Here is a 21,343-nt window from a genome sequence, read left to right as displayed (position 1 = left end):
GATCGCCGTTTCACGCTTTCGCCAGTTTCTCCACCGCCGCGCACACCACTTCCACGCCCTTCTGGAGCTGGTCGTAGTCTGTCCACTCCTCCGGACAGTGGCTGCGGCCGCCTTTGCTGGGCACAAAGACCAGTCCGATCTTCGCAATATCTGCCATGATCATGGCGTCGTGCCCCGCGCCGGAGAGCATCCGCTTGGAGGTGATCCCCAGTTCCCCGGCAGACTCCTCCAGAATCCGGCACACTTCCCGGTCCGTCTCCACCGGATCCGTCTCCATCATCACCCGAATCTCCCAGGTAATGCCGGGATTTTCCGCCTCTTTCTGGAGGGTTTCCCGGATGGCCTTCTCCACCTGGTCGATGCAGGCCTTGTTCCGGCTGCGGATGTCCACGAAGAAGGTAACGGTGCCTGCCACGATATTGAAGGAGCCGGGAAGAACCTGGGCCTTTCCCACGGTGGCTACCGTGCCCTCTCCCGCCTGAACTGCCGCCTCCGTGGCCGCCAGGGCCGTCCTGGCCGCCGCCAGAAAGCTGTCCGCCCGCATATTCATGGGGGTGGTGCCTGCGTGATCCGGACGGCCGTGGATGGTCACCTCCAGCTCCCGGATGCCTACGATGGTTTCCACGATTCCCAGCTGTTTCTGCTCCGCCTCCAGGATGGGGCCCTGCTCAATGTGGAGCTCGATGAAATTCTGGATCTCTCCCGGTTTTCTCACTGCTTCCTGGAACCGGTCCGGATCCAGGCCAAAAGCCTTCATGGCCTCGCCGGTGGAGATCCCGTCCCCGTCCCGGAAGGTGGCCAGTTCCTGGGCCGTGAGCCGCCCCGTCATAGCCCGGCTGGCAAAGAGGCCGCCGCCGAACCTGGCGCCTTCCTCCTCCACCATGGCGATGAATTCCACCGGACGGCGGAATTTCAGACCGTTTTCATGGAATACCCTGGCGGTCTCTAAGGCCGTGATCACGCCGGCAGGGCCGTCAAAGTTGCCGCCGTTGCGGACGGAGTCAAAGTGGCTACCGGTCATCACTGACGGGGCGGAAGGATCCTCTCCCTCCAGCCGGCCGATGATGGTGCCGCAGGGGTCGATCCGCACCTGCAGTCCGGCCTCCTCCATCTGTTTCACGATGTAGTCCTGGGCCTTCTTATGCTCCTCGCTGAAGGAAAACCGGGTCAGCCCGGCTCCCGGTGTGGAGTTGAAGGCCGACAGGGCCTCGATGTCCCGCTGAATGCGCTCCAGATTCGTTCTCATACTCATTCCCATCCTTTCTTTCTCTTGAATTTAATCCAATCCGATTCCCGGTCCCCCGTGGATTCCCGTTACCGGCTCCGTGGGAACCTCCGCAGGCGGAGCGGTCTCCTCCACCGCGGGAGTCTCCGCCTGGGTGGTAATGGGCTCCGTGTAAACCACTACGTCCTTTTTCGTCCCCGTTTCCGGTCCCGGTTCCTCAAAGGAGGCCGGCTCCAGCCCTTCCACGTAGTGGGACATGGCCGTTTTCCAGATCTGGGCGGGATAGGTGCTGCCCCACAGGGAGGACAGGGCTCTGGGCTGGTCGTAGCCCACCCACACCGTCATGGTGTAGTAGGGGGTCATGCCGCAGAACCAACCGTCTTTGCTGTTGTTGGTGGTGCCGGTCTTTCCGGCGGCTTCGATGTCGCCTCTCCAGCCCATGCCGCTGGCCGTTCCTCTGGTGACCACTCCCGTCAGGATGTCCACCATCACCAGGGCGGCGTTTTCCTCATATACCCGGATGGGTTTCGGATCTTCATAGATTTCTTCCCCGTTCTTGTCCTTCATGGACTGGATACAGGTGGGATCCCGGTACATTCCCTTGTTGGCCAGGGCCGCGTAGGCCCCTGCCATCTCCTCCGTGGTGACGCCGTGGGTAAAGCCGCCCAGGGACGCCGCCAGGTAGTAGTCGTCCGGCACAATGTTGTCAAACCGCATTTTCGTCAGATAGGACATTCCCACTTCCGGAGTAATGTCCGCGTAGACGGACCAGGCCACGCCGTTGCGGCTCCGCTCCACGCCCTGGCGCAGGGGCATGGTGCCTCCCGGGAGTTTCGTCAAGTCGTCTCCCTTATCCGCCTTTTTGGCAGCGTCGATACTCACGTCTTTTACGATCGTGCTGGAGGTATAGCCGTTTTCCAGGGCGGGGGCGTACACGATAATGGGCTTGATGGAGCTGCCCGGCTGCCGGTCGCTCTGGTAGGCCCGGTTTAAGCCGTATACGTCCGTCTCCTGGCTGCGGCCACCTACGATGGCTACCACCTTTCCCGTGGAGTTGTCCACCACGGTGGCGGCGCCCTGGAAGGCGTAAATGCCGTTAGCTGCCGTCTCGTCGCTGAAACTTAAGCCCTCGTCGATGGCGTTCTGGAGATAGTCCTGTTTCTCCGGATCCAAGGTGGTGTAAATGTCGTAGCCTCCGGTGTAGAGCTCCTCCTTGGCTATGGCGTAGGCCTCGTCGTAGCGCTCGCTGTAGTCCTTGTACGCCTGATTGCTCCGGAACCCGTACTGGAAGGCAAAGCCGTCCAGTTCCATAAGGTAGCGCACGGCGCAGTCGATGGCGTAGGTGGTCTCGTAGTTGTGGAACCCGTAGTCCGGTTTTTCGATGGTGATGGTCTCCGCCACCGCCCTGTCGTGGTCTTCCTGGGTAATATAGCCCATTTCCAGCATATCGTCCAGAATCTTATCCCGCCGTTTCAGAGCGTTGTCCGGGTGGCGGTAGGGATTGTAGTAGCTGGGGGAGTTGGGGATGGCGCAGAGGTAGGCGATCTGGCTTAAGCTCAGCTCCCGGGAGGATTTCCCGAAATAGCCGATGGACGCCGCCTCTAAGCCGTAATATGTATTGGCAAAGCTGATGTCGTTGATGTAGAATTCCATGATCTGTTCTTTGGAATACTTCTTCGTCAGCTCCTGGGAAATCAGCATTTCCTTGGCTTTTCGCACCAGGGAGACCTCTCTGGTGAGAAACCGGTTCCTGGCCAGCTGCTGGGTGATGGTGCTGGCCCCGTGGACCTCCTCTCCCTCTGTGGTCAGGAAACGCAGGCCCACCCGGAAAATGCCCTTCCAGTCGATGCCGGAATTCTCCCAGAACGTCCTATCCTCCACGGCCACAAAGGCCTGGACGGCGTACTCCGGGATCTGGTCATAGGGCAGATAGAAGGAATCCTCGTCCTTCGTCAGCTTGGCGATGATGGCGCCCTCACTGTCATAAATGTAGCTGGATTCCTGCAGGCGGAAGGTGTCCAAATCGCTGTCTGCCACCACCTGGACGGCCATCTGCTTGTATTCCACATACCGGGGGTAGATCTCCGTCACTCCCACCACGGCCCCCACCGCCAGCGCCAGCACAAACACTACCGCCAGGGTGACGCCCAGAATCTTGAAAACCAGAAACAGCGGGCGGAACAACAGCCCCAGGTAATACCCGGCGTTTCCCGTCTTTCCCGCCCTTCTGTTTTCCGGCGCCTTTTTCTGTTTTTGTTTCTTTTTGGTGTTGGAATGAATCTTCATACTAACCTCATCCTATATGCACAATCATAAAGTGGTAAAACCTCTGTTTACCACTTTATCACAGATTCCATCGTTCTACCAGACATATTTCAAAAGAATTCCTCTGTTTTTTCTTAAGATTTTGGGATACGGTTCTCACGCCAGAATTCCCAGATGTTCTAAGAGGATTTTCGTCCCCAGAAGGATCAGGATGACGCCTCCCACGATCTCGGCCCTGGCCTCGTATTTGCGGCCGAACACATTTCCGGCCTTCACTCCCACTACAGACAGGGAGAAGGTGGTAATTCCGATAAAGCTGATGGCAGGAAGAATCTCCACGTCCAGGAAGGCGAAGGTGATGCCTACCGCCAGGGCGTCGATACTGGTGGCCACTGCCAGCAGAAACATTTCCTTGACTCCCAGGGCCGCGTCCCCGTCCTCACAGCACTCCTCCTCGCCGGAAAGCGCCTCCCGGATCATGTTGATGCCGATAAAGGCCAGCAGGACGAAGGCAATCCAGTGGTCAATGGCCGTGATCCTGTCCCGGAACTGAATGCCCAGTACGTAGCCCAAAAACGGCATCCCGGCCTGAAACCCGCCGAACCACAGGCCCACGATCACCGCCTTTCCCACAGTGATCTGTTTCATCGCCAGGCCCTTGCATACGGCCACGGCGAAGGCGTCCATGGAAAGACCTACAGCAAGCGTAAAAAGTGTCAGCAAATCCATAATTTTTCCCCTCCGATGGTATGGAAACAGGTGTGGGAAAAATTCCCACACCCGTTCTTTCAAAGCGTGTATAGTTTACCACAGGAGAGGCTTTGTTGCAAGACTTATTTAGTGTGAAAGCCCCGGATGGCGACGATATAGATGGGCGCGCTCGCGCGCACAGATATATCGGCATCAGACGAGCAAGACGGTAGCACAAAAAGTGTGCGCTTGGCCCGGATTTCGAATACCGCCGGCGGATGGCTCCACACCTACGGCGTTCCGCCATCTGGCTTTCAAGATTCGCGATGACTGCGTGAGCGGTCATGCCCGTTTTGTATCACGGGAAAGGCGGTTTTCTGTGGTACAAACGCCTCCGGCAGCTCCTGCTTTGCCCGCTTTTTTATTCCGCGGCCCCGCTGTCGATAATTTCTTTTGCCATGGCAAGCAGTTCCCCGGAGGAAAGTCCGTTTTCCTCTCCGCTGGTGAGGGTGTAGGCGCCGCCGCCGTCCTCCCAGCGGACGAAGGAAAAGCCAGTCTCCTCCTTCTCAGAGCCTTCCGGAAGGCCGTAGCCGATGTTTAATTTCCCTTCCTCCGACAGTTTCTGCTCCTCCTCCGTGGGGGTGTAATCCACGCTCACGAAGATGGAATCCAGATGGGAATACTCCAGCTCAATGCCCTCGTAGACCTCTACCTGGTCCGGCTCACCGTTGTCCAGACCTCCGGGGCTCTGCATATCCAGGGTCAGGAAATGGTCTCCCTTCCGGTAGTCCAAAATCACGGAAGGGATCTCCGCCACCCGGTTCATCTCCTCGTCAAAGCCTTCCATCATGGAAAAATAGCCCTGGGAGAAGGCGTAGCCGTTGGAAAAGCTCTCCACGGCCTTAGGGGTGAAACCCAGCCGGTCCCCGTCCTTTGTCACCTCCGCCGCTGTCCGGTAGTCCGGCTGGTCTGTCCGCACGGACGAGGACACCGACACGATCTTTCCCGCGGCTACCGCCGTAAACACTCCCACCATACACATGGCTGCCGCCATCACTGCTATTTTCTTTCCTGTAAACCGTCTCATCATCCCAAAATCCTCCTTTTGTCCTGGCTCTCCCACTCTGTTTAAGATGCGGTCAAGGACCTGTTCCTGCCGCTCTCCCGTCATGGTTACGTGGTCCGCCTGTTGTCTCAGCAGTTCTTCTATCCTGTTGTCAAACGGTTCTCTTTTCATAGAGCGCCTCCTTTTCCCATGCGTCCAGCTTCTGCTTTAGGTTTTTCCTTGCGGTGTGCAGCCTGGACTTTACCGTTCCTTCCAGACATCCCATGGCCTTAGCGATCTCTCTGGTGGACATTTGATTGTAGTAATAAAGCACCACCGCCGTCCTCTGGCGCAGCTCCAGAGACTGCACCGCCTCCCAGAGGGCCGTCCGCTCCTCTGAGTAGATCACGGCCTCTAACGGGGCGTCCGTCCGCAGAGGTTCCTCCTCCCGGATTTCCTCGGCGGGCTGTTCCCGCCGCCCCTTTTTCACCATGCGCCAGGCCGTCCTGGTCATAATCTGATAAAGCCATGGCTCAAACCGCTCCGGTTCCCGCAGATGCCTTCGGTATGTATAGCATTTGACAAAGGTTTCCTGCACAATGTCCTCGCTGTCTGCGTAGTTCCCGGAAATCAGATACGCCATGCGCAGGACACGGCTTTGGTATTTCCGGAACAGCCAGGAAAAGGCCTCGTCCTCCCCCTGCTGCATCCGTATGATCATTTCTCGTTCCGTCCCGTCCATGCCTATCTCCTTTCCGCTTGTTTTCGGTGCACCTGTCATATAGAGTCCGGCTGTGGGAAAATGGTTCATTTTGGAGGATAAATAGTTTGAAAGGCCGGCCCGCAGCGTTCCGGGCCGGCCTCCATCACCGCCATCCTCCCATATGAATATGCCCCTCTGGGCTGCTGTCATACTGTTCCGGCACGGCCTCGTCCTCCTTCGGGTGGCCCACTCCGATAAAGCAGGGAGTCATCCAGCCGCGGGGCACGCCCAGGGCGTCCAGCACCACGTCGTGCTCCTTCTTATTCAACAGGAAACCGTGTTTCCTGTTGAATAAGAATGCTACGCAAGGAGGCGCACTCCGCGCAAAGGAATATGGCTGCTGACGCAGCCGCGCTCCGGCGTGTGTGTGCGCCAAGCGCACACTTTTTTAAAGAGAATGCGCAGGGAGTAGCCAAGGCCCTCTGCAGTCACCGCCAGCATGATGTTTTCCGCCACACACCAGGCAGTGGTGAGAGGGTTCAGCTTGCTGACCCATTCCCCGTTCAGTTTATTGCAGGGAAACAGGGGAATGATCACGTAGGGACAGTCCACCAGCATGGTATACTGCCGCGGCATGGCGTAGACATACATTTTCTGGGCCAGGTTCAGCTTGCGGTTTTCGTAACGGCCCGTGTCAAATTTCCTCGCGATGGATTTGGCGTAGCGGAAGGCGTTCTCCTTCTCCTCCCTGGTGTGAAGGACGATGAACTGCCAGTTCCTGTAGTGATCCCAGGAGGGCGCCTTCATGCCGGCCCCGATGATCCGCTTTATGACGGCAACATCCACCTCCTGATCCGTCCACTCCCGGTTTGTTTTCCGTTTCTCAATGACGTCGTAAAATTCCATAATTCTCCTTCTCTCTATTCGAAAGTTTTCTATCCGCAACTTCCAGTTACCACTTGTTCCAGTGCACCTTGTTCTCCACCGTCGCCTTCACCTGGGCGGGCACGAGGGCGTCTTTCCTGGCGTAGCCTAAGATTACCAGCGCCGGCAGGTAGTAGCCGTCCGGGATCTTCAAAAAGGCTTTGATCTGCTCCGGTTCCTTTTTCACCGGGATGTGGACAACGGATCCCAGGCCCTCGGCAGTGGCCGCCAAAAGCAGGTTTTCCACCAGCGCCCACGCGCCTCCGTAGTCCATAAGGCCGTAGTCGTTTTTGGGATTGTCAAAGGCATACTTCTGCCGGAAATAGGGCAGGATCACGCAGGCAGACTCCTGGATCATGGTGCGCTGCCTGGGGTAGGCGATCTGAAACATCTCCTGCTGAGGCGTTTTCGGTTCCCGGATCCGGCAGGGATAGGGGCGAACCAGCTTAGCCAGCTCCAAAATAGCCGCTTTGTCCGTGAAGGTCACCAGCTCCCACCGCCGCTGATGGTCGGAGGAAGGGGCTTTCAGGCCCGCGTCCAGAATCCGCTCCAGCGCCTCCCTGGGGATCTCCCGGTCCTCAAACTGGCGAATGCTCCGTCTTTTATTGATTACTTCGTAAAATTCCATGGTCAATCCTCCTTTTTTTCCCATTCTTCATTTACCAGCATGGTCAGGTTCTTTGTGAACGTCCGGGACAGTTCGATCAGGTTCTTCTGCTCCTCAGGGGAAAACAGGGACATGGCCGTGTCCTCCGCCCAGGTGATATGGCGGACCACCTGTTCGCAGTAGGCCCGGCCGGCCTCCGTCATCCGGACGATCTTGTTCCTCTTGTTTTCCGGCACCTCCGTCACGGTGACGTAAGCTTCCGCCAGAAGGTTTTTGACAATGAGGTTTACAGTCTGCTTGGATTGGAACGTCCGCTGGCACACCTCCGTCTGGGTCATCCCGTCCTTCGCGTAAAAGAGGGCGTTTAACACCAGCAGGGTTTTCATGGACATTCCGTGGCGTTTGGCGTACTCGTCGTACAGGGCGAACTGCTCATCCCGGAATTTGCAGTAGAGATAGGCGTTTTTTCGATCTTCTTTTGTCATGGGTCACCGTCCTTTTTGTCTATAGTCAATTTCTTTATAGTCAATTTCTTTACTATTATTATAGCACAAATCCGGAAAGTTGCAAGTGGAAATTGGGAAATGAAATTATGCCACAGGGAACGCCGTTTCATGGCATAAAAAAAGCCTCATGCCAATGGAACATCCATTTACACAAAGCTTTTTTCACGTTTTATCTGATTTTAATTTCTGCCGGTCTCTCCGGGCCTTACCGCTGCACCCGGCCGGAGCTGTCCCCCTTCACCAGGGCCTTTACCTCTGCCCGACTCACCAGGTTGAAATCCCCGTGGATGGTGTGCTTGAGGGCGGAAGCCGCCACCGCGAACTCCAGGGCGTCCTGGAAGGGCTCTCCGTCTGCCAGGGAGCTGATAAGGCCGGCAGCGAAGGCGTCCCCGCCGCCTACCCGGTCCACGATGGGGTTTAAGGTGTAGCGGGTGGAATAGTAAAATTCTCCGCTCTGCCGGTCCAGAATGCAGGCGGACCAGCCGTTGTGGGAGGCGGAGTAGCTCTCCCGCAGGGAGCTGACCACATAGCGGAACCCGAACCGCTCTCCCATCTCCTCAAACATCCGCCGGTAGCCGTCCAGCTCCAGCTCCGCGCTGGAAACATCCGTATTTCCCGGCTGGAACCCCAGCACCTGGGCGGCGTCCTCCTCGTTTCCGATGCACACGTCCACGTACTCCATCAGGGGCGTCATCACCCGGCGGGCTTCCTCCGGGGTCCACAGCTTTTTCCGGTAGTTTAAATCCACGGAAACGGTCACCCCCGCCGCCTTCGCCGCCTTCAGGGCGGTTTCTGTCAGGGCCGCCCCCTCTCTGCTGATGGCCGGGGTGATCCCGGTGATATGAAACCAGTTAGCACCGCGGAAAATCGTTTCAAAATCGAAGTCCTCCGGTTTCGCCGTGGCCATGGAGGAACCGGCCCGGTCGTAAATGACCGTGGACGGACGGAGGGAGGAACCGGTCTCCAAAAAGTAGATGCCCAGCCGCTCCCCCTGTCTGGCGATGTGGCCCGTTCCCACCCCGTACTTGCGCAGGGCCGCCACGGCGCAGTCTCCCAGCCCTCCCGCCGGCACTGCTGTCACATACTCCACCTGGTGGCCGAACCCGGCCAGGGATACGGCCACATTGGCCTCTCCGCCTCCGTAATTCACATCAAAGCTGTCCGCCTGGATCAGGCGTTCGTGCCGCGGCGTGGAAAGCCGCAGCATGATCTCTCCCATGGTCACAATGTTTGCCATCTGTCCTTGTCTCCTTTTCAGCAAAGCAGGATGGGAGACACGCCCCCATCCCGCGCAAGATTTACGCTCTGGCTGCCTTTACGGCTGCCACAAATTCTCTGGCCTTCTCCGTCACCGCGGCGTAGTCTCCGGTTTTCGCCCCCTTCGTCAGGCTGCTTCCGGTGCCTACGGCGCAGGCCCCCGCCTTCATCCACTGATCCACGTTGTCCACGTCCACCCCTCCTGTGGGCATATAGTCTGCCTGGGGCAGCGGCCCGCGGAAGGATTTGATGGCTCCCGGCCCCATCACGTTTCCCGGGAATATTTTCAACAGGCCGCAGCCGGCCTCCAGGGCCGCGATGGCCTCTGTGGGCGTCATCACCCCTGGGATCACGGGAACGCAGTAGCGGTTGCAAAGCCGGATCACATCCAGGTTTAAGGCCGGACCCACGATGTAGGCCGCCCCCGCCAGGATCGCCGCCCGGGCGGTCTCCGGATCCAGCACCGTCCCGGCGCCGATGACGATGTCTGGGCTGTCCTTATATTTCTCCGCCATGGCCTCAATGATCCCCATGGCTCCCGGCACCGTCATGGTGATCTCAATAAAATGGATCCCCCCCGCCACCACGGCGTCGATAATCTTCTCTCCCTGCTCCTTGCTTTCCGCCCGGACGACGGCCACCAGGCCCTCCGCCTTCATGTTCGTAATGATCTGCTCTCGTTTCATCTGCCTTCTCCTTTCAAGTCCTCTCAAAGTCTGGATCTGCCGCGGGTGCCGTTTCCTCCTAGAGCTCCCTCACCATACAGTACTGCTTTAAATGGAAGTATTCCTTCTCCACCACACCGTAAACCTTAAACCCGAAGTGCTGGTACAGGCTCACGTTCCGCTCATTGTGGGTCTCCAGGGAAATCATCATCCGGTGCTCCCCCGCGTAGCGGATGGCCTCGCCGATGAGCTGGCCGGAGATCCCGTGGTGCTGCATACTGGGCCGCACCGCCAGATAGATGATGTGGAGCCGGTTCTCCTGGTGGAGCTGGTCGGTCCAGCGGGAATTGAGATAGTCCCGCCCCAGAAGAAAGTTGCGGAAGGTCTTTAAGCTCATATCCTCCCGGATCAGATACTCGTCGGTTTTTAACAGGGCCTTTAACTCTGTGAGGTAATACTGGAACACGTTATAGGGTTCCGATTCGTCGGAAACCACTAAAACGCCGTTTAACTCCCGGCTGTCCGCGAATATCTCACAGTTTTCAAAAAATTCCGACAGGTCGCACTCAAACAGCTCCGGCAGGAGCCGTTTTCTCGTCTCGTCGTCCGGTATGAGGCTGTGGTAAAGGGGATCCTCCGCAAAGCTCTCCGTCAAAAGTTCCCGAAGCTTTGGCAGGTCCTCCCTCTGCACACGGTATAATATCTGGCTATCCACGCAAGCTACCCCTCTCCAGTTTTTTCATCTCGCCGGTCAGTTTCTCCACTGACCTGGTGATGTAACGGATGTCATCATCATAACATACTTTCTGCTGTTCTTCTACCTTTTTTACCATTTCCAGCTCCTCCGCCACGTCCCCGCAGCCCTTTCGGTGCTTTTCCTTTAAACGCTCCACCAGGCGGTAGAGGTTTTCGTGGTGGACGATCCGTCCGGCTCCCCACTGGAGCCGGTCCGCCGGCTGGCTTAACACGTATTCCGTGAAATACTGGTAAACCTCCTCGTCAAAGAGGAAGGCGTAGCGGCTGTTGTCAATGCGGTAGAGGGCCTCCAAAGCCCCGCCTGTGTCCCCTGCCTCCAGACATCCGGCCGCCGCCCGCAGGGCGCGGAGGTTGTTCTGGATGGCCTCCTGGGGAAAGAGCACATTGTCCTGCCAGTCCAGGCGTACAAAGTAGTCCTGGCTTTTCTGAAACAGGTTTAGGAGCCCGGCCTGGAGCTCCTCGTCCCGCTCCCCGGCCCTATTCTTCTCCTTTACCAGAGAGAACAGATGTTCACCGAGTTTCTCCGCCTCCTCCAGTCGTTTCAGGAGCCCGCGGATGGCCTCCTGGTCCTCCTCTCCCGTCACCGGCCGGATGCTGGCCCGGAGAGCGCGGAAGGTCTCCGCCGGATTTAAGGGCGCCACTGCCGCCTGGTCAAAGGCCATGGCCAGCAGGCCGTACAGCTGGTGATGAAACCGGTATACCACCTCGTCGTAGAAATCGTCGTTGTCAAACTGGGAGTGGTAATGGGTCTCCATAAACCGTCCGCCGGAAAAGTCGTTTACCGTGGACGGGATTCCGGCGATGGCCATGGAAAAATCGTCGGACCAGGTCTCAATGGGGGCGTACACCGTAATTCCCTCCGGATAGGCCTCCTTCGGATTCACCTGAGGCGGCAGCTCCCTTAAAAACCGCTCCAAAAACTCCCGGTACTCATAGGTCCCCCGGATGGCGTCCTGCCGGTCATGGGCGTGGGCGGGCAGCTCGAAATTCAGATCCACCACCGTATTGCCCCGCCACTCCGGCCGCCGCTTAAACACCTGATTCCAGGCCCCCGCTGACCAGTCGTACTTGGAGTTGATGACGCCCCACTCCTCCGCCGCCAGGGCGCATACCACAATGGTGCGCTCCGGCCGGTAGCCGCTGCGGATGAGGGAGCGGGCCATGCTGATGATCATGGAAACGGCTGTGTTGTCGTCCTGAAACCCGGTGAAATAGGAATCGTAATGGGCGGTGAGCAGGATCTGCTCCTTCCTCTTTCCGGGAATCACCCCCCACACATTGTAGGCCGGCTGCCTCTGCCGCACCTGGCTGTCGGCATCAAAATACACCTCCAGGCTGCCGCTCTCCCCAAGCTCCCGCCGGAGAAGGGCGGCGTCCGCCTGGGACATGGAAAAGGCGGGGGCATCCGCCGGGCCGGCCAGGTCCTGGGCGTTTAAGGCGGTGCCGTCGATCTCCCCGTAGCCGTTTTCCTGGACGGCGATCAGGGCCGCGGCCCCCTTTAGATGAGCCTGGTATACGGGAAAATTGATCCACCACTCCTCCCGCTGGTTGATGTCCACCATCACCAGCTTTCCGGCCACGTCCCGGCCCTCGTAGTCCGCCGCCGTCCCTTTTCCCAGGTCTACCACCTGGAACGGCCTGGGGCCTCCTGTGACAAAGTTGGCCTGGTAAGCCCCCAGCTGGAACTGGTGTTCCCGTCCCTCATGGTCTGTAAAGCGCATCACCGCCTTGCGAAACTCCCAGGAGTCCACGGTAATCTCGTCCATATGCACATCCTGAAGGCCCACAGCCTTCATCTCCTCTGCCAGCATCCGCCCTGTGGCGATTTCCGCCTGGGAGCCGGCCGTCCGGTAGCCCAGCACCTCATTGGTGCGGAAGGTTTCCATTTTCTTCGCCAGGCGGTAGGAATACTCCGTGTCCACCGCCTGGAGATACGCCTCTCTCTCGTCCATCTGTCTCACTCCTCCCTGGACAGGCAGGACACGCCTGTCCCCGCACATCAGGAAGGCGCGGCACGATCCCTCGTGTCACGCCCGGTCTGATCCGCATATCTGTTTGGCCGCTGTAGCTGAAGGACAGTATAGCACAGTTTTGGGGAAATGGGAAGGAAAATTAAAAAAGGGTGCGCCTCCCGCTGTAAGCTTTTGTGTCATAGGGAACGCAGTTTCCTACTATGACATGAAAAAAAGGGACTTCGCTCCCCACCCTTTCGTGAAGATGCAAAGTCCCTTATCATTATTATAATTACCGCGTTTCCAATGTCCCCGCGGGACGCTGAAACGTATTTCCGGCTCCGGCAGGAAACTTACTTACTCGTCCCAGTTGTGATAGGTGGCCTGCACGTCATCGTCCTCGTCCAGCATATCCAGAATGCGGTTGATCTTTTTGATGTCGTCCTCGTCGGTGAGCTCCACCCAGGTCTGAGGGATCATGGTCACGTCCGCCTCTGCCATGGGAACGCCGGCTGCCTCCAGGGCCTCACGCACCGCGCTGAAACTGTCGGGGTCGGTGAGCACCTCAAAGCTGTCCTCCTCCTCGGCAAAGTCCTCGGCGCCGGCGTCTAACGCCAGCATCATCAGCTCGTCGGCATCCATCTCGCACTCCTCTTTGTCGATGATGATCTGCCCCTTCTTGTCAAACATATAGGATACGCAGCCGGTGGTGCCCACGTTTCCGCCGCCCTTGGTGAAGGCGTTTCTCACGTTGGCCGCGGTGCGGTTTTTATTGTCCGTCAGGGTGTCTACGATGATGGCCACGCCGTTGGGGCCGTAGCCCTCGTAGGTGATGGTCTCGTAGTTTACGGCATTGGCGTCTCCGGCGGCTTTCTTGATGCCGCGGTCGATGGTGTCGTTGGGCATATTGTTGGCCTTGGCCTTGGCGATCACGTCGCGGAGCTTGCTGTTGTTGGCCGGATCCGGGCCGCCCTCTTTTACGGCCACGGCGATCTCTCTGCCGATGACGGTAAAGATTTTGCCCTTCGCGGCGTCGTTTTTCTCCTTTTTATGCTTGATATTCGCAAATTTGGAATGTCCTGACATACTCTCTCTCCTCTGTTTTTCTATTTCTTCTATCCATCCCAGCCTCAGGGGCTGAAAACATCTTTCCTATTCTACCACCATTTTTTCCGGCTGACAAGTCCCTGAGTCCGGGCGGCGGACGGCGCGGACGGCGGCGATGCGCTTGTTCTCCATCCGTTCCACACAGAAATCGTAGCCGCCGAAGGGAATCACAGGGCGCTCCTCCTCCCCCGGGATGCGGTCCAGACGGGAAATCAAAAATCCGTTTAAGGTGTCGTAGGCCTCCTGGTCTTCCTCTCCCAGCTGGATTTCCAGGGTCTGCGCCACCTCCTCCAGGGGTGCCAGACCGTTGATCAGGAAACTGCCGTCCTCCAGGGGGCGGATAAATTCCTCCTCCTCGTCGTACTCGTCCATAATGTTGCCCACGATCTCCTCCAGAATGTCCTCCATGGTGACGATGCCGGACATCTGCCCGTACTCGTCCACCACCACGACCATGTGGACCTTCTGGGACTGCATTTCCCGAAACAGGCTGTCCACGCTGCGGCTCTCCGGCACGAAATGGGGCTCCATCATCAGGTCGGGAATCTGGCGGATGGGGGTGTTCTCCCAGGCCTCCTTTTCCGCCCACACCATCACGTCCCGCAGGTGAATGACGCCCACAATATCGTCCTGGTCATCTCCGAACACCGGGAACCGGGAGTGGTTTCCCTCAGACAGAATAAAATGGATGGCGTCCTTTAAGCTCATGCTGCCGTCCAAAAGCACCACGTTCTTCCGGTGGGTCATCACGTCCTCCGCCTGTTTGTCGTTTAACTGGAAGATGTTGGTGATCATCTCCGCCTCACCGGCCTCCAGGACGCCCTGCTCATGGCCTTCATTGACCATGGACATAATGTCCTCCTCCGTCACGTTGTCCTCTTTGGAAAACATATCAATCCCCACGGCCTTCAGCGCCAGGAAACACACGGCGGTGATCACGGCCGTCAGAGGGCGGAGCACCGTCATAAACAGGGATATTATGGGCAGGGTGGCGTATCCCCACTGCTCCGGATTTCTCGCCGCGCAGCGTTTGGGGATCACCATGCCGAAGGATACCAGGAAAATTATGTACACCAACGCCTCCGCCAGGATGGAAACAGGGTTCTGGCTGCTCCATACCGCCTTTCGGAAGATAAAAGCCCCCACGATCAGGGTGGCGGCGCTGGTAAACACCTGAATGGTATTGATAAACAGGGTGGGACGGTTTAAAATCCGCAGGAGTCGGGCCGCCTTCCTGCTGCCGCTCTCCATCTGGGATTCCAGCTCTGTCTCGTTCACATTCTGGAGCGCCGATCCGAATCCGTAAAACACCGCCTCCAGAATCACCAATCCTATGAGCACCAGTATCTGTATGCCTGTATAACCGTCGTCCATTCTCTCGTCTTTCTCCTTTTCCGTAGGTTGCTGTGAGAACCGCGGGGAGCCATTTCCACCGCTTTTGTCCGGGGATAGCCGCTTTTTCCGCCATTTTCCAGTGATTTCCGATCAATAGGAATATCATATCAAATCTGCATCTGTTCGTCAATGTGGACTATGTAGAAAGTTCCAGGCTGACCATCAGGGCACAGTCCACCTTCCGCTGCAGCTCCCCGTCGATGTGGCAGATTTTTTCCTTCAGCCGCTGCTTGTCAATGGTGCGCAGCTGCTCTAAAAGGATCACGGAGTCCTTGACCATGGCGCATTTGTCCTTGTCTAACTCCACATGGGTGGGCAGCTTTGCCTTGTTCATCCGGGAGGTGATGGCGGCGCAGATCACCGTGGGGCTGTGCTTGTTCCCAATGTCGTTCTGTATGATGAGCACCGGGCGGACACCGCCCTGCTCTGAGCCTACCACCGGCCTCAAATCCGCATAATAAATATCGCCTCGTCTGATGATCACGTTTTCACACTCCGTCACTCGTTATTTGCCGGGAAAGCTTTGGCCGCGGACCGGCGGAGGGCTTTCCGCTCCGGGGATGGCCGTCTGCGCGGTCACGTCCCGTCTACTTTCAGTATGGCCCGTTTCCCTGAAAGTATTCTCTCAGCCGCCGGAAAATCCGGCAGGGCATACCAGGACGGGGCTTGCCCGCCGGGCGCGTTTCCTATTTTATGGTATGACGAAAGGATAAAACCTGCCACCAGGCAGAGGCTTTAGTCAAATCCGAAATACTCGTCTCCGAAGTAATCCTTTGTGCCGGCGATTTTTCCGCCTTTGACGTACACCCGGGGCACCCGCATTCCGATGCCGCAGAGGATCTCATAGTGGAAACCGCCGCTGCGCTCCGCCAGCTCCTCCACCGTGATCCGCTCTTTGCCGTCGGCCCCGATGAGGGTTACGCTGTCCCCTTCCTCCACGTCCGGGATGCCGGTGACATCCACCATCATCTGATCCATGCAGACACGGCCCAGGATCCTGGCCCGCCGGCCCCGGATGAGCACATCCCCTTTATTGGAGAGATTCCGCAGGTAGCCGTCGGCGTAGCCTACAGGGATGGTGGCGATCACCGTCTCCCGCTCCGTAAAGCAGGTCCAGCCGTAGCTCACCGGAGTTCCCGCCGGCACCGTCTTTTTATACACCACCTCGCTTTTCCACTCCAGGGCGGGGGTCAGAGTGATGCGTTCCTTTTCCACCTCGTCAGAAGGATAGACGCCGCAGAGGATGATCCCGGCCCGCACCAGGTCGAAATGGGAGTCGTCCATGTCGATGATCCCGGCGCTGTTGGCGCAGTGTTTTACGGGGATTTCCACCCCCCTCTCCTTTAGCAGCTCCAGGAAATGGTTAAACAGGGCCAGCTGGCGGCCGGCGCTCTCCTTGTCCGTCTCGTCCGCTTTGGCAAAATGGGTGAAGATTCCCTGAATCTCGATCCCCGGCAGGCGGCTGATCCGTTTCACCTCGTCGGCGGCGGCCTCGTCCGGTTTCAGGCCGATGCGGCTCATGCCGGTGTCCACGGCGATGTGGAGTTTCCCCTTCTTTCCCAGGATTCTGGCCCGCTTGGAGAGGCGCTCCGCCTTCTCGTACTGGAAAATGGTGGGGGAAATGTTGCAGTTTAACAGGTCGTCAAACCGCATTTTGGGCGTGACGCCCAGCACCAGGATGGGCTTTGTGATGCCGTGGCGGCGGAGAATCAAGGCCTCGTCGATGGTGGCCACCCCATAGCCCTCCACGTAGGGCTCAATGGTCTTTGCCACCGGCACGGCGCCGTGGCCGTAGCCGTCCGCCTTCACAATCCCCATGACGCCCACCCCGGCGCCTGCCCTGGCCCGAATGGCCTGGATATTGGCCTCCAGGGCGTCTAAATCTACGGTTACATATCCTCTCTCGTACTGATCCATCTTGTTCATTGTCCGTTACTTCCTTTTTTTGATTTCCGCGGGTCTTTTATGCCCGGCGGGGCCCGCTCTCCTGTGGGAAAAGCGAAGGGCTCCTGGCCGAGACAGGCTCCCGCGGGGAAACACGGCCGTCTGCGCGGCCGCGCCCCGGTGCCCCAGGGCGTTTCTTTCCCTTATTTATTTACAGGGCGTCCGCGATGTCCCGGGCCAGCACTGCCCGCTCGCCCTTCTCCTTCGCTGCCCGCTCTCCGGCCAGGCCGTGGAGGTAAACCCCAAGGGCCGCCCCCTGGGCCTCATCCATCCCCTGGGCCAGCAGCCCGGCGATCACGCCTGACAATACGTCGCCGGAGCCTCCCTTTGCCATGGCCGGACAGCCGCTGCCGTTGATGTACAGGCTGCCGTCCTTTCCCGCTACCACCGTGGCCGCGTCCTTTAACACGCAGGTGATCCCATACCGGTCGGCGTAGTCCCCGGCGGCGGCGATCATGTTTTCCTGAACCGACTCCAGAGGGACGTGGATTAGGCGGGCCATCTCCAGCATATGGGGGGTGATCACAATGTTTTCCGTAAAATACCGGGTCAGCTCCTCGTGGGCCGCCACGGCGTAGAGTCCGTCGGCATCCAGGACCACCGGGGAGCAGGCGGCACTCAACACTCCGCGGGCCATTCCGTAGGCCTCCTCATCCCGTCCCAGGCCGGGGCCCAGGACCACGGCGGAGGCCTCTTTGCACAGGGATTCCAGCTCCTCCGTGCCGGGGCCATCCTCCCGCCAGGGAATCAGCACCGCCTCCGGAAGAAGGGTCTGCAAAATCTCCCGGTTCTCCTCCAGCGAGAGGATTTTCACCAGCCCGGCTCCCGCGCGGTAGGCCCCCAGGGCCGCCAGATAAGCGGCCCCCGCCATGTGTTTCCGTCCGCCCACCACCAGCACCTTCCCGAAGGTTCCCTTATTGGAGTGAGGCGGACGCGCCGGCAGGCGGCAGAGGTCCTCCTCTCCGTAGGTGAAGGCGGAAACCCCGGCATGGCAGGCAGCCGCCTGAGGGAACCCGGCGTCCGCCACCACCAGCCGACCGCGGTAGGCCTTTCCTGGATAGATAGCCGTGCCGAATTTCTCATATCCAAAGGTGACCGTCACGTCCGCCCGCACCGCCGGCCCCAGGACGGCGCCGGTGTCAGCGCTGATCCCGGAGGGCAGGTCCACAGCCACCACCGTCCCCGCCTGCACCGTATTTAAAAACCGGAGGAATTCCGCGTAATTTCCCTCTACCGGGCGGTTTAGTCCCACGCCGAAGACTCCGTCGATGAGCACCTCGCAGCGTCCCGGGATGAAATCGGCAAACTCTGCCGTATCTACCCCCAGCCGCTCCGCGATCCTTACCTGCAGTTTCAGCTCCTCCGTGCCCCGCTCCGGGTCTCCCGCCAGGACCACGGAGACGGGATGGCCCTGCTCCTTTAGCATCCTGGCTGCCGCCACGGCATCGGCGCCGTTGTTCCCCAGGCCGGCGGCCACCAGGATCCGGCCTCCCGGCCCTGCCGCCTTTCCGGCCTCCTGGGCCACCGCCAGGGCCGCCCGCTCCATGAGCACCAGGGAGGGGATCCCCACCTCCTGGATCGTAAAGCGGTCGATTTCCTTCATCTGCCTTCCGCTTACCAGATACCTCATTTCCCTTCTCCTTCCCCCACCGCGAACGCCATGGCATAGCCCTCTGTGTTCGTGATGGACACATGGATCCGCGTGATGTTCAGCTCCTTTGCCTTCTCCTTTGCCCCGCCGTGAAGGACCACGAAGGGCTTTCCAAGCCCGTCCCGCAGCACCTCCACATCTCCCGGCCAGAAGGAGCGGAAACCGGTGCCGAACACCTTGGACACTGCTTCTTTTACAGCAAAACTGCCGGCCAGCCGGGACGCGCTGCCCCCGGCCTGCCGGCACTCCTCCTCTGTATAGACGCGGGCCAGGAAGGACGGTTTCTCACACGCCCTGCGGATCCTGTCGATCTCAACCATATCTGTCCCAACGCCAATGATCATGATGTTCCCTTTTCTCCGTTTTCGTCATCCTGCATACTGCACACCCGGTAGCAAAGCCGCATCAGGCTCTCTGACAGGTGCACGTTCTCCACCACCACGTCGTCCGGCACGTTTAAATCCACGTGGGCGAAATTCCAGATGCCCTTCACTCCCGCCCGGATGACCCGGTCGGCGATCTCCGGAGCCTTCGTCTTCGGGATGGTGAGGGCCGCGATCTGCACCTCGTTTTCCACAATGAAGGTTTCCAGATCGTCCACGCCCCGGATCTCAATGCCCCGGACCACCAGGCCGATGAGCCTGGGGTTGATGTCAAACATTCCCTTGATCACAAAGCCCCGCTTTTCAAAACTGGAATAATTGGCAATCGCCTGACCTAAGTTTCCGGCGCCGATGATGATGACATTGTGCTGCCGGTCAATCCCTAAAATCTTCGCGATCTCCGTATAAAGATACTTTACGTTATAACCATAGCCCTGCTGGCCAAAGCCGCCGAAATTATTGAGATCCTGGCGGATCTGGGACGCGGTCACCCGCATCCGCTGGCTCAGCTCGTTGGAGGAAATTCTCTCTACGCCGTCCTCCATCAGCTCTCCCAAATATCGGTAATACCTAGGCAGTCTGGAGATCACTGCCTTGGATATTTGCTTTTCCACTGTCTCCATCTCTCCTCGTCTCTTATAGTCTGTTATTTTTAAGTCAGCATTGTTAAATTTTATTATACCTATCTGATAAAATAATGTCAAACAATTTATGGTTGGAAACAGGGATTCTCCGTCAAATTCCCGCAGCCGTTCAGGCGTGGGGGATGGAGGTAAATTCGGAAATCTCCCGGCTGACGGTGCAGAGGTCTTCCACCGTCATCTCGTGGACATCCCCGTGGCCGGTGATCCGGGCGAAGGTCTTTAACTCCTCTAAGGACACCTGCAGGAAGTTGGCCACCCGCCGGGCCGCTGCCTCCTGGGGGAACCGGCCGCGGAGGGTTTCGTCATGGGTGGCGATCCCCACGGGGCACATCCCGCTGCCGCAGATGCGGTACTGCTGGCAGGCAGCGGCTATGAGGGCGGCGGAGGCGATGGCGACGGCGTCCGCCCCCATGGCCAGGGCTTTTGCGAAGTCGGAAGACACCCGCAGCCCGCCGGTGATTACCAGCTCCACATCGCTGCCCACGCTGTCTAAGTATTTCCTGGCCCGGTGAAGGGCGTAGACTGTGGGAACGCTGGTGGAATCCCGGATGAGCTTGGGGCTGGCGCCGGTGGCCCCGCCTCGGCCGTCGATGGTGACAAAGTCAGGCCCGGCGGCCAGACAGAAGGCCAGATCCCGCTCGATCCGCCCGGCGGCGATTTTGATGCCCACCGGCCGTCCCTCCGACCGCTCTCTTATGCTGTCTACCAGCCGTTTCAAATCCTCCTTTGTCTCAATCCCTGGAAAGCGGGACGGGCTGATCACGTCCTGGCCCACCGGCTTTCCCCGGACGGCGGCGATCTCCGGCGTCACCTTCACTCCCGGAAGGTGGCCGCCCATGCCAGGTTTGGTGCCCTGGCCGATCTTGATTTCAATGGCGTCGGCGGCCTTTAAGTTCTCGTCGGTGACGCTGTAAAGGTTGGGGACGTACTCAAAAATGTACTTGGCGGCCGCCGCCCTCTCCTCCGGCAGAATCCCTCCTTCTCCGGAGCACATGGCGCTCCCGGCCATGGCGCTGCCGGCAGCCAGGGCGATCTTTGCCTCTCTCGATAAGGCGCCGAAGGACATATGGGAGATGTAAACGGGATGTTCCAGCACCATGGGCTTTTTGGCGTGCTTTCCGATCACTGTCCTGGTGGACACAGGGGCGTGCTCGTCTAAGGGCATGGGATCTAACTGGGCCCCCAGAAACAGGATGTCATCCCATCCCGGCATGGGCATTTTCGTCCCCATGGCGTCGATGATGGAACGGCCGCTCACTGCCATCTCGTGGATCTCGTCCATATAGCGGTCGCCGGTGCCGCGGCGGATAAGCTCCGGCGGATAGGAAAGATCCTCCTGTTTTTGTCCGCGTATGGCGGACATTTTTCCGTCCGCAGCCGGTGACCCTCCGTACTCCGAACTGGCGGCGGGGGCGGCTCCCATTTTCTCCTCTCCCGATTCGCTGTCCGAAACCGCTCCGGCTGGATCCTCCACCAGGGCCATTTTTTTCGCGGAGACGCCGCACACCGGGCAGACGTTTAAACGGCTCACGGGAACCCCTTTCTTTTCCTCGTCATACTGGGAACCACAAAATCTACAGCGATACAGTGCCATATCCTTCCTCCTTTTCTCTGATGCTCCGGG

General features: G+C 58.7%; 21 protein-coding genes. All 21 read right to left on the bottom strand.

Annotated elements, in window-relative coordinates:
- Positions 1-10 precede the first annotated feature (10 nt).
- On the bottom strand, positions 11-1,246 hold the full coding sequence (locus tag B5E84_RS00275) for a Zn-dependent hydrolase (protein ID WP_087218187.1): 1,236 nt from the start codon (positions 1,244-1,246) through the stop codon (positions 11-13).
- A 30-nt stretch (positions 1,247-1,276) separates the two neighbouring features.
- Positions 1,277-3,511 (bottom strand): transglycosylase domain-containing protein, encoded by a 2,235-nt coding sequence (locus B5E84_RS00270; RefSeq protein ID WP_087217601.1) that lies wholly within the window; start codon positions 3,509-3,511, stop codon positions 1,277-1,279.
- Positions 3,512-3,646: 135 nt separating this feature from the next.
- Entirely contained in the window at positions 3,647-4,219 is a 573-nt protein-coding gene (locus tag B5E84_RS00265) for a manganese efflux pump MntP (RefSeq protein WP_087217599.1), read from the bottom strand.
- Between the two features lie 382 nt (positions 4,220-4,601).
- A complete protein-coding gene (locus B5E84_RS00260; RefSeq protein WP_087217598.1) occupies positions 4,602-5,417 on the bottom strand; it encodes a hypothetical protein in 816 nt (271 codons plus the stop codon).
- A complete protein-coding gene (locus tag B5E84_RS00255; RefSeq protein WP_087217596.1) occupies positions 5,398-5,967 on the bottom strand; it encodes an RNA polymerase sigma factor in 570 nt (189 codons plus the stop codon). The genes B5E84_RS00260 and B5E84_RS00255 overlap by 20 nt, the downstream gene beginning before the upstream one ends.
- A gap of 124 nt (positions 5,968-6,091) precedes the next feature.
- Positions 6,092-6,256 carry a hypothetical protein gene (locus tag B5E84_RS20515; RefSeq protein WP_162612777.1) on the bottom strand — a complete coding sequence of 55 codons (165 nt, stop codon included), beginning with the start codon at positions 6,254-6,256 and terminating at the stop codon, positions 6,092-6,094.
- A gap of 32 nt (positions 6,257-6,288) precedes the next feature.
- On the bottom strand, positions 6,289-6,834 hold the full coding sequence (locus B5E84_RS00250) for a nitroreductase family protein (protein WP_087217594.1): 546 nt from the start codon (positions 6,832-6,834) through the stop codon (positions 6,289-6,291).
- 46 nt (positions 6,835-6,880) lie between these two features.
- Positions 6,881-7,480 carry a nitroreductase family protein gene (locus B5E84_RS00245; RefSeq protein WP_087217592.1) on the bottom strand — a complete coding sequence of 200 codons (600 nt, stop codon included), beginning with the start codon at positions 7,478-7,480 and terminating at the stop codon, positions 6,881-6,883.
- 2 nt (positions 7,481-7,482) lie between these two features.
- Positions 7,483-7,944 carry a MarR family winged helix-turn-helix transcriptional regulator gene (locus B5E84_RS00240; RefSeq protein WP_087217590.1) on the bottom strand — a complete coding sequence of 154 codons (462 nt, stop codon included), beginning with the start codon at positions 7,942-7,944 and terminating at the stop codon, positions 7,483-7,485.
- Between the two features lie 226 nt (positions 7,945-8,170).
- On the bottom strand, positions 8,171-9,202 hold the full coding sequence (locus B5E84_RS00235; RefSeq protein WP_087217588.1) for a sugar kinase: 1,032 nt from the start codon (positions 9,200-9,202) through the stop codon (positions 8,171-8,173).
- A 61-nt stretch (positions 9,203-9,263) separates the two neighbouring features.
- Positions 9,264-9,908, bottom strand: coding sequence for a bifunctional 2-keto-4-hydroxyglutarate aldolase/2-keto-3-deoxy-6-phosphogluconate aldolase (locus B5E84_RS00230; RefSeq protein WP_087217586.1), 645 nt, complete (start codon positions 9,906-9,908; stop codon positions 9,264-9,266).
- Between the two features lie 58 nt (positions 9,909-9,966).
- Complete coding sequence (locus tag B5E84_RS00225; RefSeq protein WP_087217584.1) at positions 9,967-10,602, bottom strand: GNAT family N-acetyltransferase; 636 nt, start codon at positions 10,600-10,602, stop codon at positions 9,967-9,969.
- Positions 10,595-12,595, bottom strand: coding sequence for a M28 family peptidase (locus B5E84_RS00220; RefSeq protein ID WP_242963189.1), 2,001 nt, complete (start codon positions 12,593-12,595; stop codon positions 10,595-10,597). Before B5E84_RS00220 ends, B5E84_RS00225 begins: the two co-directional genes overlap by 8 nt.
- Positions 12,596-12,952: 357 nt before the next feature.
- Positions 12,953-13,681, bottom strand: coding sequence for a YebC/PmpR family DNA-binding transcriptional regulator (locus tag B5E84_RS00215; protein ID WP_087217582.1), 729 nt, complete (start codon positions 13,679-13,681; stop codon positions 12,953-12,955).
- Between the two features lie 66 nt (positions 13,682-13,747).
- Positions 13,748-15,076, bottom strand: a complete 1,329-nt coding sequence (locus B5E84_RS00210; protein WP_087217580.1) for a hemolysin family protein — start codon at positions 15,074-15,076, stop codon at positions 13,748-13,750.
- A 157-nt stretch (positions 15,077-15,233) separates the two neighbouring features.
- Positions 15,234-15,581 (bottom strand): type II toxin-antitoxin system PemK/MazF family toxin, encoded by a 348-nt coding sequence (locus B5E84_RS00205; RefSeq protein WP_087217578.1) that lies wholly within the window; start codon positions 15,579-15,581, stop codon positions 15,234-15,236.
- Between the two features lie 251 nt (positions 15,582-15,832).
- Positions 15,833-17,014, bottom strand: a complete 1,182-nt coding sequence (gene alr / locus B5E84_RS00200) for an alanine racemase (protein ID WP_087218182.1) — start codon at positions 17,012-17,014, stop codon at positions 15,833-15,835.
- A gap of 178 nt (positions 17,015-17,192) precedes the next feature.
- Complete coding sequence (locus B5E84_RS00195; protein WP_087217576.1) at positions 17,193-18,671, bottom strand: NAD(P)H-hydrate dehydratase; 1,479 nt, start codon at positions 18,669-18,671, stop codon at positions 17,193-17,195.
- Positions 18,668-19,036 carry a holo-ACP synthase gene (gene acpS, locus B5E84_RS00190; RefSeq protein ID WP_087217574.1) on the bottom strand — a complete coding sequence of 123 codons (369 nt, stop codon included), beginning with the start codon at positions 19,034-19,036 and terminating at the stop codon, positions 18,668-18,670. Before acpS ends, B5E84_RS00195 begins: the two co-directional genes overlap by 4 nt.
- Entirely contained in the window at positions 19,033-19,689 is a 657-nt protein-coding gene (locus B5E84_RS00185; protein ID WP_442911381.1) for a redox-sensing transcriptional repressor Rex, read from the bottom strand. Before B5E84_RS00185 ends, acpS begins: the two co-directional genes overlap by 4 nt.
- A gap of 139 nt (positions 19,690-19,828) precedes the next feature.
- Positions 19,829-21,313, bottom strand: a complete 1,485-nt coding sequence (locus B5E84_RS00180; protein ID WP_087217571.1) for a glutamate synthase-related protein — start codon at positions 21,311-21,313, stop codon at positions 19,829-19,831.
- Between the last annotated feature and the right edge of the window lie 30 nt (positions 21,314-21,343).

Origin of the sequence: Lachnoclostridium sp. An14, from assembly GCF_002160755.1 — a bacterium.
In the GTDB taxonomy this organism is placed as follows: domain Bacteria; phylum Bacillota; class Clostridia; order Lachnospirales; family Lachnospiraceae; genus Lachnoclostridium_A.
Note: the sequence above shows the minus strand (reverse complement) of the source record. Positions and strands in the feature narration are given on the sequence as shown.